The sequence below is a fragment of the Microbulbifer mixtoriginis (SeqCode) genome, assembly GCF_052467515.1.
The window spans coordinates 1,523,513-1,540,059 of the sequence record NZ_CP174314.1 but is presented as its reverse complement, the minus strand read 5'-3'; the positions used below and the strand labels follow the sequence as shown (position 1 = coordinate 1,540,059).

General features: G+C 47.4%; 10 protein-coding genes. 3 read left to right on the top strand and 7 right to left on the bottom strand.

The window, feature by feature from the left end:
• Positions 1–90: 90 nt before the first annotated feature.
• A complete protein-coding gene (locus ACJJIT_RS06590) occupies positions 91–480 on the top strand; it encodes a helix-turn-helix domain-containing protein (protein ID WP_413662600.1) in 390 nt (129 codons plus the stop codon).
• Between the two features lie 67 nt (positions 481–547).
• Here ACJJIT_RS06590 and ACJJIT_RS06585 read toward each other — a convergent pair whose 3' ends face one another.
• The 4 genes from ACJJIT_RS06585 to ACJJIT_RS06570 all read right to left on the bottom strand — a co-directional run bounded on the left by ACJJIT_RS06585 (position 548) and on the right by ACJJIT_RS06570 (position 5,059).
• Entirely contained in the window at positions 548–988 is a 441-nt protein-coding gene (locus ACJJIT_RS06585; RefSeq protein WP_444900374.1) for a hypothetical protein, read from the bottom strand.
• Positions 985–1,536, bottom strand: coding sequence for a hypothetical protein (locus tag ACJJIT_RS06580; RefSeq protein ID WP_444900373.1), 552 nt, complete (start codon positions 1,534–1,536; stop codon positions 985–987). Before ACJJIT_RS06580 ends, ACJJIT_RS06585 begins: the two co-directional genes overlap by 4 nt.
• A 216-nt stretch (positions 1,537–1,752) precedes the next feature.
• Positions 1,753–2,235, bottom strand: a complete 483-nt coding sequence (locus tag ACJJIT_RS06575; protein WP_444900372.1) for a hypothetical protein — start codon at positions 2,233–2,235, stop codon at positions 1,753–1,755.
• Position 2,236: 1 nt separating this feature from the next.
• Positions 2,237–5,059 carry an RHS repeat domain-containing protein gene (locus ACJJIT_RS06570; RefSeq protein ID WP_444900371.1) on the bottom strand — a complete coding sequence of 941 codons (2,823 nt, stop codon included), beginning with the start codon at positions 5,057–5,059 and terminating at the stop codon, positions 2,237–2,239.
• Between the two features lie 734 nt (positions 5,060–5,793).
• On the opposite strand from ACJJIT_RS06570, the gene csrA reads away from it, so the two are divergent.
• Together csrA and ACJJIT_RS06560 are read left to right on the top strand one after the other, a co-directional pair.
• Positions 5,794–5,982, top strand: coding sequence for a carbon storage regulator CsrA (gene csrA / locus ACJJIT_RS06565; RefSeq protein WP_444889909.1), 189 nt, complete (start codon positions 5,794–5,796; stop codon positions 5,980–5,982).
• Between the two features lie 274 nt (positions 5,983–6,256).
• Positions 6,257–6,517 (top strand): hypothetical protein, encoded by a 261-nt coding sequence (locus ACJJIT_RS06560; protein ID WP_444900370.1) that lies wholly within the window; start codon positions 6,257–6,259, stop codon positions 6,515–6,517.
• Positions 6,518–6,674: 157 nt separating this feature from the next.
• Here ACJJIT_RS06560 and ACJJIT_RS06555 read toward each other — a convergent pair whose 3' ends face one another.
• The 3 genes from ACJJIT_RS06555 to ACJJIT_RS06545 form a co-directional block, all read right to left on the bottom strand.
• Positions 6,675–7,001 (bottom strand): hypothetical protein, encoded by a 327-nt coding sequence (locus tag ACJJIT_RS06555; protein WP_444900369.1) that lies wholly within the window; start codon positions 6,999–7,001, stop codon positions 6,675–6,677.
• A gap of 534 nt (positions 7,002–7,535) precedes the next feature.
• The gene (locus ACJJIT_RS06550; RefSeq protein WP_444900368.1) at positions 7,536–7,817 is read right to left on the bottom strand and encodes a hypothetical protein; all 282 of its coding nucleotides are present in this window, start codon (positions 7,815–7,817) and stop codon (positions 7,536–7,538) included.
• 21 nt (positions 7,818–7,838) lie between these two features.
• Positions 7,839–16,319, bottom strand: coding sequence for an RHS repeat-associated core domain-containing protein (locus ACJJIT_RS06545; protein ID WP_444900367.1), 8,481 nt, complete (start codon positions 16,317–16,319; stop codon positions 7,839–7,841).
• Positions 16,320–16,547: the final 228 nt, after the last annotated feature.

The window sequence follows — 16,547 nt, the reverse complement described above, 5'->3', positions numbered from 1 at the left end:
AGCCAAACCCCGTCAAGTATCTTGTTCTGTTTATTTTGGCACACTATACTGTGCCAATGTCAACAGCAGAAGCTACCCCGGGGGTACAGTATGGGCACCACAATCTTTTGGTTGCTCACCATGGAATTTGTCAAACGCCTAACCACCCTGCGTAAAGAGCGCGGTCTGACTCAGCAAGCCCTGGCCAACGCCATCGACTTGCACGTCAATCAGATTAAACGGTACGAGGCAGGGACAGCCCAGCCTACCCTGGATACCTTGGTCAGGCTCGCCAAGGAACTGCACACCACCCTTGATGACCTAGTGTTTGGCGAGGATCACCGCAGCCCGAGCGACGACCTGCGCTTGCAGTTCGAGGCGCTGAGCCAGTTTGATGAAGAGGAACGGAAGATCGCCAAGGCATTATTGGAAAGCTTGATTCTCAAGCACAATGCCCGGCGTGCCTTTGCGGATGATTTGAAGCCGACGGGAAGGCAATAAAAACAAAAGCCCAGCGCTTAGCTGGGCTTTGAGGCAATTCAGAACAATTGGGGCTGTCCCCATCGATTCATTTTAGGGCATTAATCATTTCCTCATATACATACCCAGCACTGTTATTCTCTAAATAAAAAATGAAGGCTTGAATAAAGCTATCGAGATACCTATCTAACTTACCGATATCGACCTCAAGCTCTTTCCACTCAAGGTCCATCCCAGCCTTACTTAACACATCAGACAAATAACTTGATTTACCGATAAAACACTGCTCTGGCTGGCACCGTCTATCATTTATAGTTATCAACAATGTTCCCGTTCTTTCCAACTCCCTAGACACTAAGCAAAATAACAAGTCATCCGTTATCACTATTATTTTTTTGCTAACACCAGAAGAAGTAAAATCTTGAAAAACTGAAAACTGCTCTGTGATACCTTCAGATTTAAAAACCCAAAAAAGGTTAGCAAATTTTTCATGCAGCAAGCTGCCAATCTCAGGAACATAGCTACTCATTTGAATTTTACTCTATACGTTGGATATTCTCTTATTGCAATCGCTTCCCTTTCTGCCAGATACCAAGGGCTAGTAGGAATACCCCCTCTCGCTGGGTGCGCACCAATATCATGAATTTCTAGGCCTGCATTCATAACCCCATGTATCCACCCTTTGTTAAAGGTTACAGATATTCTTTCTTTAAATGCATCATCAAAACCCTGCATATAGGCCGACTCATATTTATATCTTTCCGATATTGAAAAGGAGATGCCATTTACAGCTCGAGCATAAGGTATAACCCTATCCTCTTGACCCTCGCCAATAACTGCCACTGGATTTTTATTCCTGAGATTTTTCGCTTGAGTTTCGGCGCGGGACATACCGGCACTATAGGCATCACCAAGGATATGATCCTCCTCAGTTAGCTCTCCATTTCCCATCTGGGTTGGAAATATCGCTGCTACTACGCCAGCGCCAACAGGGGTTCCAAAAAGCGCTTGGCCAATGCGCCCTAAAATTCCCCTAGCTGCTGCACCTGCTGGGCTATCAGTCGCAGTTAGTGCCAAACCAGCGGAAGCAACCCCACCAATACTTGCTTGATTGGTTGCTCCTTTACCACTCTGCCCAGCAGAGTTGTACCGACGCGGAACCGTCGTTATTTTCCCTACAACCCCAATGCAATCAATGAGTTAAAGAGCGTTTGCGCCAAGGCGCGTAAAGATTATCAGGTTACAGCCCCCAAGGTACTTTTTCCCTTAACTTAAGCCCCATTTATTAATATTTCACTCAACCCCAGACGTTTTATCGAAACGCACCAGCGGTAATCTATATGTTTTAAGGGAAACTTCTTCCACTCTATTTATTACTTCGAGACATCTGGAGCTAACAATGGGTAACGTCTGCAATAGAAAATCTAAAATCTTATTAAAATAAGAAGATATATCTTCAGAATTCATTTGCTGCTTTGGACTAGGGACTATCTGATTAATTTGAAGCTCGCCCAAAAAATCTTGGTATCTCGCAGGAATAACTAGACTATCCTCAAAGTTTGAGTAACCTTTTGACAGATATTTTCGTCCATATGAGATCTGTAAAAAATCATCCATAGATTCCCACAATATCAGCAGACATATATCTCTTTCATCTTCAAATCGTAGCTTCCAGCCCCACCTTTGATACTCCTCCGAGGCTACGCGATAACCAAAACTGCTCATAATCCATTTTAACTTTTCCAAGTCAAAACATTCTATGTCATTTATCATCATATCACTGGCCACCAAATGAGAGGAAACTATGTGTATCACGCACTATTTCACGTTTATAATTTTTGTACATTCTGCTAGTTATCAGCCTAACCTCTTCTTTATAAAAACGTGTAACAGGTCTTCCCTCTAATGCATATTGTCTAGATCTACCTATATCAACTATCTGCATCCCTTGCCTCATAACGCCCGTAACCCACCCCATATTATAAGCAATTGAAATCGCTTCTTGCGTAGCATTAATTGGACGTTTAAAAGTAAGTGATTCAGGCCATCCCGGTTGGATTGTTAAAGCACCAAGTCGTCTAGCCTCCCTTTCAACTCTACTTTGTTGCTCACCAATTATCGCTAGTCCATTTCCTTTTCTTGTGTGTTCTTCAGCCTGCGCAAGCCCCAACTCAACTCCAAGTCTAAAAGCATTGAGCTGTGCTTGCTCCTCTTCTTCACTTATCATCCCTGTGTTTGGTGTTGCAACACCAACAATTACACCCGCAGCGCTACCTAAACCAGCTATAGCGCCACTCAATAGCTCACCTAAAACCCCTCTTGCTGCTGTTCCCGCGGCGCCAGCAGCAATCGCAACTCCAGCATTTGCTTGATTGGCTTCATTACTCTGCCCAGAGCCAAAAGTACTCTGACCTGCCCCCTGCACACTACCCCGACTGGCCTGACTCCCAATATCCGCCGCCTGGAAGCCTGCGCTTTTCAAAGTATCGGTGATCATTCCAGCTACAGTCTGCCGAGCCGCAGCACTTTTTCCAGTCAGATGAACCGTAGTGGTATTACCTGAAGCACTAGTTGTCGCCTTTACCTTATGAACAATCCGGCTTCCAGTTTGTGTAACTCTAAAAACCCTTTCCGTACAACTTTCTTCACATGCCGCATACCCACTCGGATCAGTCCCCGCTAGCGGATTATTCATGATATAGCTGTAGGGATTCAGACTCTGGCTGTTGCCTGGACTCTGGATTATTGGATCAACACTCAGGAACCGCCCAAGATTGTAATCATAGGCCCGGCCATTCATATGGATCAACTCTACATCATCCAGATGCTCATGATCGGTAAAGCCGCGGGTGCTGTAGGCGCTCTCCAGAATCGCAGTGTCTTTATCGAGGATATTGCCCTGGCGCGGCTTTCCAAAAGGATCGAAGCTGTGGCTTTCCTTAAGGTTACCGGCTTCTTCTCCCACGGCAGCAGCAGAGCCGAGGCGGTCGCGGTGGCTGAAGCCGATTTTGTGGGTGGTCTCACTGCCGTTATCGGTGGTAGTGAGCACGGCGATATCGCCGATAAAGTGGCGGTACTGGGTTTCACCGCCGCCGGTAATCTTTTCGAACAGCTTGTCGATATACAGGGTGGTCTTGCCGCTGGTTTGGTTGACCTGCTTGTAGCGCATTTGATCAGCGCCGTAGTAGAAGTACAGGTTGGCGCCGTTGCGCTTGATGCGGGAGGGTTTGTTAAAGGCGTTGTACCAGATCTGCTGAGTACCGTTCTCATGAGTGCGGTTGCCGTTCTGGTCGTAGCCATAGGTCTTGGTGCCGCCGCCGATCAGGCTGACGCTCTTCACTGCACTGGGGCCGCCATTACTGCCACCGGTGTAGCTGTAGCTGCTGGCGAAGTCGTCTTTCTTCAGCAGGTTGCCGATGGCATCGTAGTCGTAATCGATATTGGGGCCATCGGTGCGGGTGCTGTAGTCCAGGCGGTTTAAGGCATCGTAGTAGTGATTTTCTACATTGAGTGCCGGAGTTTTTGAGGGCAGCTGCACTACCTGTTCTGTCAAGTTGCCGAAGCTGTCGTAGCTGTAGGCAATGCCCTGGTGGTTTTGCACCAGGCTGTCAAAGGTGGTGCCGGCCATTTGCCCGGTTTCTGAATAGAAGCTGCGGCCAATGGTGTAATTGCCGGCGGCGACACTGGCAAACTCCCATTCGCCCCAGGCATCCATCTGGGTGATTTCCCGATAGGTGTAACCACTGGCGGCATTACTGGTGCGGAACTGGTAACCGCTACTGTTATAGCCGTATTGCAGAGTCAGCCCGGAGGGGAAGCTAAGGCCTTTTAAACGGCCGTAGTTGCTATCGAAATGACTTTGCGTAACAAAGTCTTCGCCGTCAATTGCCGTGGTGACTTTGTAGGGGCGGCTGAGGGCATCGTAGCTGTAGTTGCGTGTATAGCTGGTGTCACTGCGGCTCTCCCGTGCAAGTAGGCCCTTGCCGTTGGCGGCGCTGTCATATTTCCAGCTGGCTTCCTCTGTGCCGTTGACACTGCGGCTTTCCATACGACCGAGGCGATCATAGGTAAAGCTGGTGATATCCAGGTTGCCGTCAATCTCAGTTTCCACTTCGCCAAAACCGGTATAGGTAAACGACTTGGAACCCATATTGGGATCGTCCACCCATTCCTTTTGACCGAGGGCGTTGTACTTGGCGGTGATGCGATTGCTGCTGGCATCCCTCAGAACAATGGGATTACCGGCACCGTCATAGGCATAGCGGGTAGTACCACTTAAGGCATCGACAGTTTCAGTGAGCTGTTGCAGGCCGTTGTAGGTGCGGCTCATGGTGCGGCCGTTCACCAGGATATCGGTAGTAAATCCACTGGCCTGTTCGTGGGTGTAGGTTACATCCAGTTGTTGGCCATTGGTCTGATTCACCGTCTTGTGCAGGGCACGGCCGAAGGTATCGTAATCCAGGTAGCGGGTACCGTAACTGGTGCCGCTGCTGGCATAGTGCGGCACCGATTCGAAAGTGGTCTGACCCAGAGCGTTATAGGTTACGGTGCGGGCAATCCAATCGCTGCCGTCGAAGGCTTGCACTTCAGTGCGAATCACCCGGCCGAGCTGATCGTGATAGGTAATGGATATAAAAATCTCGGCAGGTTTTCCAAAGTTGATGGGATATTTAGGTTACTGGAAAATTATTTTAATCTGTATACAGAGGCCCTTAGGAAGGTTAGCTTTAAAAAGTCTTTATTTAAAACTTAGCTGTAAAAATCACAGAAACGCACCAATTTGAACTGCAACTCTTAATAGGCAACTGGGGATTTTCTAAGTAGCAACGCATAAAAATATAGGCACGAAAATAATCTTATTGGATTTTATTAAGTTTGTTTTCATGTCAAAGCTGCGTAAAATTGGTAGATATTTATCGATATCCTGGTCGCAATAGAGTAAGCCTGAGTAGGCTGAAGAACAAAAAGACCAAGAGAACCAAGAATTTTCTAAAAGACCCATCCCCTCAAAGGAGAACGGTAGCGTGACGTAAGAGTAAGTAAAAGGCGCTGACCCAAGGTGCTACCAACACCAGGAGTCAGCTAACCAAATTGATAACTCAACTATCAAAGTGGCTCAGTGGATAATACGCTAGAAACCCGCTCGTCTTCAATAAAGTGGAGTAGATTCAGAGGCTTGATGAGATTCTTCAAGCTCTGGAAGTGTTGCGTCCGTCTTTTCTTCTTCTACGCCTACCGTTCTCGTGCCCCACCCCACATTCCTGCAAACGTAATCTTCCAAGCTTTCTCATCATCGCGAAAGCCCCACAGTTTGAGCATTAGTAGGAAATCTGTATGTTGATTTTAAAGCGCCGGACGGGCGAAAACTTAAGAATTGGAAAAAATATCTCAGTTACAGTATTAGAGGTTAAGGGCAATCAAGTAAAGATAGGAATAAATGCACCCAAATCTCTATCCGTTCACCGCGAAGAGATTTATGTGCGTATCAAAAAGAAACAGGAAGTGAGCACTGGAAATCGTTGAAAGTATAGTCGAAGGTGCTCTACCTATCCTTTCGTGCTGCGATTTCCGGCGAGCAACCGAAAGACCTGCTACCGCTTATCGGCGGCGAACGCCTTAGGCATCGGTGACCGAGTCCGGTTGGCCGAACTTGGCATTGATCTCAGCAGTTACCGTATGGCCTAGAGCATTTTTAACCGTTTTAGGGAAGTAACCATCGCCACTAAATGCAGTAGTTTCTACTACCCGTGTCTTTGCCTCCCCCTTCTGCTGAGGTCGTAATCTTGGTGAGCAGGCCGTGGTTATTGCCGAAAATACCCCACCTATCCTCCAACTGCTGGGCGTATCATCTAAACACAGGCTTTATCTCAATCGAAATTTTGAAAGCTGCTTTAAAGATTTGGCAGGGTCAGTAGAGACGGTACGGCAAGCCTGCACTCGGCTGAATAAACACTGGGCACACGGTTTGCGCGATTACCAGCAATTTCTTTCTCCTAATCTCAGTCAACTTGAAGCTTCTCAAAGCTACGCACCGACTTCTACCCCTCCTGAATACTAAATAGATCTAAGATCACTTAGATATTCAGTACAAACATCTCCTGCCCACTTTCTTTTGACCACAAATAAGTAGAAATATAATCGTTTAACCGCTTTTTCTCTACCATTCAATCTATGAGGGTCCGGAATTGCACCTTGACCGTCTTGAATTTACCTCCTTAAAGCTCTTCATGCCTTAACAAAGTAATTCTTTTATCCTTGAGTAAAACTGCTTGCAAAACACTCGATCTATCAGTTTCATTTACGTAGAAGATTAAAGGACTACGCAAAAATTCCTCTTCTATCCACTCCTCATCAATATCATCATAATTTTTCTGCAGAATAAAATGCTCTTGACCTACATCATGAAGACGGTAGTACTCTCCACAGCGAAATCCACTCTCATGAGCCAACAAAGTCACACCTAAAAGATTCTGAATTAACGCTTTAGCATTATCCAAACCGTTACAATCAATACCATAAAGATCATATGATTTTTTAATCACAATTAAAATCCTATACTTGGCGCTCTGCTGGCTGCTGCTCCAGCATCGCCATATATCATAAAGTTCACAGGACGACCAGCTTGGTTTGATAACTTAGTCTGCATATCTCCCAACCCTAATTTTCGAACTTGAGCGGCAGTAAGTGGTCCGGTTCTAGTCCCACCCGACCTCAGCCTAATGCCCAACTGCTTAGCTTGAGCAAGAATTTGCGGACTAGCAAGTGCAATATCAAAATCACTGACACGGCCAACATCGAATGGCTGTCCAGTTCTGAAGCTCTATTTGTTACACCACACTAGCATCAAGTCAAGAGTAATGATCGCTAGTGAAACATATGCATTATTGCTTGCACTTCTATTTAAACTTTGGGCACCCTTATTTGTTCGAACATTCAGTACAAACCTCCCTTACCAACTTTCTTTTGACTACAAACAAGTAGAAATATAATCGTTTAACTGCTTTTTATGTACCATTCAATCTATGGGTATCCACAATTAATTACACTCCAATCCAATCTACACGTTAAAATATATTCTAAGCTCCCCCTCTCAAGCAGCCTTCCATCAAGAGCAAATATTTTTCAACTAACTGAAAATATTCTCTATTTTCTTTGTCCTCCTTATTATCATGAATAAAATCCCTTGCACGGCAAATAAATACTCCTATGGGATCAAGATTTCCAGATAAATAGCACCCAGTAATATTGTTTACATAGCAAACCAACTCATAAATTGCTACATCTCTCCTAAACCCTTTTTTCGGACACACACCTTTCGAATTAATAGACTTTTGTATCTTTTCTATATCAGCAATCATCTAGTGCCTCATTGACAATTTTTACGGGGTGACATCTTCAACAACAAGATTAGGATTTAATTTTTTTAGCTCTCTCATATATCGATTTATAGGAACTGGGAATTTTGAATAACGTGGATCTATAACATATTTTCCATCCACGAAAACTCTATGATCTACAAACTCTTCAATTTTTCCGAATTCTCTTACTCTGATACTTCCTCCAGGAACAGTTAAGTCCAATATACTTCCCCGCTCACCTGAAGCTTTATAGAGTTTTCGAGCAATATCGTCACAATCTATACAGTCAACATCTCTCAGCATTTTCTGAAAGCTAGGATCTGAAAGTAACTCTAATACTCCTTTATTCGTATACCCGGGATCTGCATTCCTTATCAAAAGAATAGATGTAGCAGCTTTACCAACAATAAATTTTGCTGCTACGCCCTCACCGGGAATTAGCTCCAGTACCTGACTATAAAGCTGAGCTTCCTCCCCTGTGACTACTCCAGATGTTGTACCATCTACTGAGACATAATCTCGTTGCATCCCTTCAATTGCCGGCCCCGCTAAGACACCAACTGTATTAGAAATAGCTTTTGACAGGAGACCCGGCTCATTGGAATCATCACCATAGGACTGATCAATATTCCCCCTGGAGGATTGACTCCCAATATCTGATGGAGAGTACATTTCCTGCCAACCATTTTGGGTCAGCGCATAGTTCTGTGTTACTCCATTACTGGTGATACTACCTGAAACCATCCCATTAGCATGCATGGTTACGGAGCGAGTTTCCGACCGCTTTATGCGAGAACCAGTTTTAGCAACCTCTACCGTTTCGGTACAAGTGGTCGCCCCATCTTCACTGCCTGTGCAGGAGGCCGCATACCCGCTAGGATCAGTTCCAGCCAATGGGTTATTCATAATATATGAATAGGGATTCAGAGACTGTGAGTTACCTGGGCTTTGTATGATCGGATCCACACTCAGGAAACGCCCAAGATTATAATCATAAGCCCGCCCATTCATATGGATCAGTTCTACATCGTCCAGATGCTCATGATCGGTAAAGCCCCGGGTGCTATAAACGCTCTCTAAGATAGGGGTATCTTTATCGAGGATATTGCCCTGCCGCGGTTTGCCGAAGGGATCAAAGCTGTGGCTTTCTTTTAAGTTGCCGGCTTCATCACCCACGGCAGCGGCAGAGCCGAGGCGGTCGCGGTGGCTGAAGCCGATCTTGTGGGTGAGTTCACTGCCGTTATCAGTGCTGGTTAGCACGGCTATATCGCCGATAAAGTGGCGGTATTGGGTTTCACCACCGCCTGTAATTTTTTCGAATAGCTTGTCGATATACAGGGTGGTCTTGCCGCTGGTTTGGTTCACCTGCTTGTAGCGCATCTGGTCGGCGCCGTAGTAGAAATACAGGTTGGCGCCTTTGCGGTTAATGCGGGTGGGTTTGTTAAAGGCGTTGTACCAGATCTGCTGCGCACCATTTTCATGGGTGCGGTTGCCGTTCTGGTCGTAGCCATAAGTTTTGGTGCCGCCGTCAATCAGCCGCACGCTCTTCACTGCACTGGGGCCGCCATTACTGCCGCCGGTGTAGCTGTAGCTGCTGGCGAAGTCGTCTTTCTTCAGCAGATTGCCAATCGCATCGTAGTCGTAATCGATATTGGGGCCATCGGTGCGGGTGCTGTAGTCCAGGCGGTTTAAGGCATCGTAGTAGTGATTTTCTACATTGAGTGCCGGAGTTTTTGAGGGCAGCTGCACTACCTGTTCTGTCAAGTTGCCGAAGCTATCGTAGCTGTAGGCAATGCCCTGGTGGTTTTGCACCAGGCTGTCAAAGGTGGTGCCGGCCATTTGCCCGGTTTCTGAATAGAAGCTGCGGCCGATGGTGTAATTGCCGGCGGCGACACTGGCAAACTCCCATTCACCCCAGGCATCCATCTGGGTGATTTCCCGATAGGTGTAACCACTGGCGGCATTACTGGTGCGGAACTGGTAGCCGCTGCTGTTATAGCTGTATTGCAGGGTCAGCCCGGAGGGGTAGCTAAGGCCTTTTAAACGGCCGTAGTTGCTATCGAAATGACTTTGTGTAACAAAGTCTTCGCCGTCAATTGCCGTGGTGACTTTGTAGGGGCGGCTGAGGGCATCGTAGCTGTAGTTGCGTGTATAGCTGGTGTCACTGCGGCTCTCTCGTGCAAGTAGGCCCTTGCCGTTGGCGGCGCTGTCATATTTCCAGCTGGCTTCCTCTGTGCCGTTGACACTGCGGCTTTCCATGCGGCCAAGGCGATCATAGGTAAAGCTGGTGATATCCAGGTTGCCGTCAATCTCAGTTTCCACTTCGCCAAAACCGGTATAGGTAAACGACTTGGACCCCATATTGGGATCGTCCACCCATTCCTTTTGACCGAGGGCGTTGTACTTGGCGGTGATGCGATTGCTGCTGGCATCCCTCAGAACAATGGGGTTACCGGCACCGTCATAGGCATAGCGGGTGGTGCCACTTAAGGCATCGACAGTTTCAGTGAGCTGTTGCAGGCCGTTGTAGGTGCGGCTCATGGTGCGGCCGTTCACCAGGATATCGGTAGTAAATCCACTGTCCTGTTCGTGGGTGTAGGTTACATCCAGTTGTTGGCCATTGGTCTGATTCACCGTCTTGTGCAGGGCGCGGCCGAAGGTATCGTAATCCAGGTAGCGGGTACCGTAACTGGTGCCGCTGCTGGCATAGTGCGGTACTGATTCGAAGGTGGTCTGGCCCAGAGCGTTATAGGTTACCGTTTGTGCAATCCAGTCGCTGCCATCGAAGGCTTGAACTTCAGTGCGAATCACGCGGCCGAGCTGATCATGGTAGGTAACCTGCTCTGGCATACCAGCCTGCTGCTGAATGGTTTTAAACACTGCACCGGGTGCGCGGCTACAGCCGGAATTACACCACTGTAAAGCAGTAAAGCTATCAGGTGCAGCCTTAAGGCCCAGCGCAGAGGGGGCTGTCACTTTAGTTGTGCGACCAAAGGCGTCGTAACTAAAGCGGGTGGTTAGGCCATTGCCATCAGTAATGGAGTCCGGTTGGCCGAACTTGGCGTTGGTCTCGGTAGTTACCGTATGGCCCAAAACATTTTTAACCGTTTTAGGGAAGTATCCATCGCCACTAAATGCAGTAGTTTCTACTACCCGTGTCTTTGCCTCCCCTTCTGCTGACGTGGTGACCTTGGTGGGCAGGCCGTGACTGTTGTAAACGGTATCCACCTGGGTCCACTTACCATCGGAGGGCGTGGTTTTTACTCGCTTGGGTTTACGAACATTGCTATCCCACTGCAGGAAATCCACTACTACCGATTGCTGGGTATCGGTATTCGCGGCAATAGAAACCCCTTTGCGGCTTTGGATGGATTTTTTGGTCACCGTCTGCTTTGAGGGTTTATTGATCCACCAGTTAGTTTGATCCGCAGCGGCATACTGGGTGTTGGTAGTGGAAACCACAATATGAGAACTGTTCGCCTCCTCATAGCGGTTTTCCGCCAGTAACACATTGCCCCAGGCATCAAAGCTTGTGGTTTGGCTCTGGGTGTACAGATGCGTGCGGCTATTGCCTGACCTATTTAAAGTCCGATGAATCGAACTCTGCTTTTTAGGGCCAACAAAATAGGGGTCATTGGCTGAAACACTCCACGAATCCGTAAGGGCATCTACCACTTTCGGTGATGAATGCCCACCCTTCGCCCAGAACTGCCAGTGAAAACTGGATTCTTCAAAGGCATTCACACCACTGGTATCAGAAGAGCGATCCCCCAGCTCCCATTTACGCTGTTTATGCAGCTTACCGGCGAGTGGGAATATTTGGTGGAAGTCAGACTGGGTTTCGATATCTGCGGCCAGGTCTTCCTCAATAATGGTATGGAAACCCTGGAAACCACGGCCTTTATTATTAAATACCGCTCCCTTATATCGGTATTGCTTTTTGTTTAGGCCGCCCACACCATTGGATTGGCGATGCTCTGCCACCACGTACATGCTGGAGGTAAATTCAAAGTGATCATCCTGTACAGAGGAGGATAAGCTATCAAGGTAACCTCCGCGCTCGTAGAAAGGTTTTGCGCTGGAGTGATAGCGGTCATCGCGGGAGGATAAGGGGCGGTAGTGCCATTCATCGCGAACCCCGAATCCATTTTCTACGGCGGTCAGCATATCGGTAGGTTCATATAGCTCATTCGCTTGTGCTGATCCCCGGTTCCTTTGAATATATACCCCTTCCGAATGCCCTTGGGCATTGGGGACAGAGCAACTATCAGGATAATTGACACAACCGTAGGAATAGACAAAGTCCTGCAACCCATTGCCGAATGCATCTATGACCGCAGAGTTATAAGCTGTGCCTACGATATTTGGATCAAATTGTTCTACTTTGAAGCTGCCATCTGCCTGCTCAACAAATTGTAGACCTTCAAAAGCGTAGAGACTATTATCTACTTTGGAGACATCAAAATTTTCATAAATGGGGTTACCTGGAGTCATAGAATTGTAAGCTCCGTAGAGCTCACCACCACAGAACTGCCTTAAGCTACCTCCGTCTCGAGCCTTAATGCAGCTTTCTACCAATCTCTTTCCGGGGTAAATAAGGGTAATTTTTCCATCAGATCCTCGATCAAATCTTTTGAAGGCATTGACATATTTCAGGCCTGTTAGATCCTGATAACTTCTATCACCATCACCTTTCAAATTGTAACGATAAGTTCTAGTGGCAATAGAATCTTGCAATGACGCAAAATCCCAATCTGTAAAAATACCACCTTTATTTAAACGGTAGTGGAAGCCTTGCTGGTCCCCTTGCCAACTCACCCAATCTTGCAAACCATCTCCATTGATATCTAGAAGATGATAAGAGTGGAAATTATTAGAGCTATATTTTGAAAAACTGGTCAAAGATGGTACGAAGCTAACCCCATTGCCGCTACGAGTAGCAAATAGAAAGAGGGAGGGTACAGGCTGGGGTGATGTAACCTCACCAACATCACCCACTTGAACGGTAGTGCTGTAAAGCAAGATATCTGGTAATCCATTACCCGTGATATCTCCTACAAACTCTACGGAGTTACGATGGGTCCATTTCGTTTTATCATATAAAAATGAGGTTACATATTGGCCGCTATCTTTATAGGGAGCTTGAACATTGCCTGTATGAATGTATAGGTACAGCTCATTATTTGTTAGAGATTCACCCCGGCGAATTTGCAAGTCTACCCAGCCATCTCCGTTGTAATCTCTGGCATCGAGGATGTGGTCCAAACCGGGCAAGGCAATCGGAGTTGCAACCCAGGAAAAGCTACCATCTCCATCACTGATACCAATTTGCAGTTTTCCTGAAGCTATTCTCCAGGTATCACTTCTACCGTCATTGTTTGCATCCAGCTCTACGCAACGAAGACTCCCAGGATATGGCGTACAACCCTCTGTGTTGGCATTAAAGCTGCCAGTCAACTGCCCTTCGGCGCTGATAAAATGCCCAGGCCAGTCCCTAACACCATCCCCATTAAAGTCTCCCCTCGGAGCTAGTCGATCAATACTCTTCGCCTCCGGGAAGAGCGCACTAATCGTTCTGTCAGTATTCAAGTGGTTGGCCCCACTATAAGCGGCAGCCCCTAAAATTTCAGTTTGCTTACTCTCTTCGGTATCAGCCCACTCAAGAGCGGTAGGGGCAAAACAAATTCCATCCCCAGAACAGAGAGTTATGGTTTTTAGCAAACTACTCTTTGTAGCGTCACTCAATTGGTAGTCAAAACGGTATTCACGCACCTTATCACCCTGAGAGTAAACAGTTATCTCACTAAGGCGCTTTGATAAGCGTGTTAGTCCTCCAGCCAAATAACCAGATTCAATATCTGGTCTTACGCCATTGCCATACTCAAAACTGACACGGCGATCACCATTCTGCTGAGCGGCACCAGTGTAATAGATATCGGAGAGGTGATATTCCCCTCGCCCGAAATTCTTATATACATAGTTAATGGAATTGCTATTTGGAGCGGCGCGGTCCTGCTCGAAAGAGATACCCCACGATTTAATGGTGTTTACGCCCTGAGCAATATGGCGAGAATCCGCATTGTCTCCATACCGGCGAATTCGGCCATTTTTTAGCTCAACTTCAAACCAAGTGCTCCCACCATTAATGCCACCGTATTGCCTAACCCTTGTTTGTGTATCTTGCTCAGTTTGATAGACAGCCCCTGAAGCCCCATAGCTTCCAGAGATCACAACCAGCCTCTGGCCATCTAAACAAAGCCGGTCTGTGTTTTTGTAAAGGACAGGTATCGCCTGACCATCCTGCGCAAAAGTTTGTGGACAGCGCGTTATTTGAGAGCCGGCAGCGAGTGACCAGCCTTTACCAAGCACACCATTCCCCGCACGGCTAGAATAACTTAGGGAGATTTCTGGCTGCATACCAGCACGGCCCGGTGGCAACTCGATGGGCAGCTGATAAGAAGCAGCCCCACCAGATGAGCCACCAGCACCCTTGATTACACCCAGCGTTTCTTGATGTGTACTTAACTGTACCGGGGAATAGCCAGCGTCTAGCAGAGCCAGGCTGCCAATCGTCTTGGCCCAACCAGGTGCAGTAGGATCTGGGTCGGGAACCGTATAAGTGGTGGTTGTAAAGCTAGAGCACTTGCGATCACCAGGGGTATGGTTACATGCGCGAACATCAAAAGTATAAGGGCCGTAGCTACCTATAGGCTGGGTAGCTGTTAATGAAGTATTTGCCGAGCGCCAGCCTTCCCCATTCAAACGAAATTCATATTCATCATCAAAACCACCTGTTACCTTATCCCAAGCCAACTGTATTTCCTGATTGACCCGCGTAGCGACAAGATTACTCGGAGCGGCTGGTGCCGGATGCTCGATGGTCAGCTTTTCCGATCTAACTGAATTACTGCAGCCACTGCTGTTGCACGCTTTGACTTCATACTCGTAGCTGCCATCTGGTTGCGGATCTGGCTTGTAGTTCTGAGAGGTCCCCCTATCCAACCATTCACCCCAGAAACCATTCTTACTTTCTCTTAGGTAATAGTGGTCAACTGTGCCGCTGGCAGGGGACCAATTGACACTGTAGCTTCCTTCATCAAAATCACCGGTAAAGGAAATACTGAAACTTGCCTGCGGGCTGTGCAATACCGATACAATGGCACCATTGCTCCAGTTATCACTACACCCGGCACTATTGCAATTTTTACTGCGGATTTCCCAGTTTCCATCTGCCAGACCGGTTACCTGGAAGTTACCATCCGTTGTCACGTATTCGGTAAAGCTGGTGTCTGCAGGCCAAGCGCTGCTACTAACTCGCTTCTGCCAACGCACCTTTTGAATAGGGCCTGTACTTACAGAAGTAAACGCAGCAGAACCATTTTTGGAGTGAGTATTGCCACTCACTGACAAGCGGGGCTGACTGGGCACAATAACAACATTTGCACTAACACCTGTCCAGCCAACCGTTTCCGGTTCTGAACAATCTGGGAAACTACCAATTAAGCATTCTTCGCAATGGTAGTCATAACGATAGGTTCCACCACCAATCACCGTGTCAACAAAAATAGCTCCGTCATTCATAATGTTTCGGGCGAGGGTGGTGTTGCCCCGCTTGAGCTCACAATATTCGGCCTTTCCCCAACCGGTATTAAATAACAAGCTTACCGATCCATATGGAGAGATGGATTTCACTTTCAAAGGTGGGTGACTTACCTGCACGGTTTTCTTAGCCGTGTAGCCGCTACAGGCATTAACCCCCTGATACGTACTACAAGCGCGTACACGATATAAATATGAGCCGTTTAATGCCTTACTAAAACTCTTCGAAGTTCCCGATAGCGTCCAACTACCACTTCTGGTGCCCGTTTCCTCTATCACATACTTTTGTGCACCGGGTGTACTTTTCCAACTGATAGTATAAGAACCACTGGTAGTTGTAGCCGGCAAAGAGAGTCCACTCGGTACAGACGGCGCACGGGAAACAGTGACATTGCTCGAATTGCGATAACTACCGGTATGACCATTTTCTACTGCGGCAACCCGATAGCGATAAACGCCGTTTCCCCGCCCTGTGATAGTTTTGCTGCGTTGTGTGCCCGCATAAACCTGGTACCAGGATCCACTATTTTTTTGTTCCTGTACCACATAACTGGCCGCGCCAGAAACAGAGGGCCAGGAAATAGCTATGCTGCCATTAGTAGAGGTGCTTGGGACAGTTATAGCCCCCGGTGTGCGAACAACTGTGATAGCTTTCTCCGCTGTGTAATAACTACAAGCGGTGTAACAAGCCCTAATACGATAACGATAGATACCTGTGCTTTGAGCAGACAGGGATTTACTACGTGCGGAACCATCATAAATAGTGCTCCACCCTCCACTATCTTTACGCTGCTGAAGTTGATACTTACTTGGAGCCCCTGAAGCTGCCCCCCAACTAATGGTGTAACTACCCGTTGTATTTTTTGTGGAAAGAGAAATATTTCCAGGTTTTGGGATAGACACGACTATAGAAAAACCGCCCCTCGCTCCCCATGGCTCCCCGAACCCTGGTTCCGTACACCCAAACCTACCCTGCTGTAGGCATTCGGCTTCCTTCATGGTCCAGTGCGTTACGGTATAAGTCCCCGGTGAACTGACAGTAACTACTTTGCTTCCCTTAGAAGTACCTATGCTATAGGACCTTTTTTCAATGCCGTTTTGTGTTATCCGCAACTCCGCCTGATTGTGGGA

Coding starts and splice junctions, on each gene's coding strand:
- csrA (WP_444889909.1), top strand. CDS start 5,794: ATGTTGATTTTAAAGCGCCGGACGGGCGAAAACTTAAGAATTGGAAAA.
- ACJJIT_RS06550 (WP_444900368.1), bottom strand. CDS start 7,817: ATGATTGCTGATATAGAAAAGATACAAAAGTCTATTAATTCGAAAGGT.
- ACJJIT_RS06575 (WP_444900372.1), bottom strand. CDS start 2,235: ATGATGATAAATGACATAGAATGTTTTGACTTGGAAAAGTTAAAATGG.
- ACJJIT_RS06585 (WP_444900374.1), bottom strand. CDS start 988: ATGAGTAGCTATGTTCCTGAGATTGGCAGCTTGCTGCATGAAAAATTT.
- ACJJIT_RS06590 (WP_413662600.1), top strand. CDS start 91: ATGGGCACCACAATCTTTTGGTTGCTCACCATGGAATTTGTCAAACGC.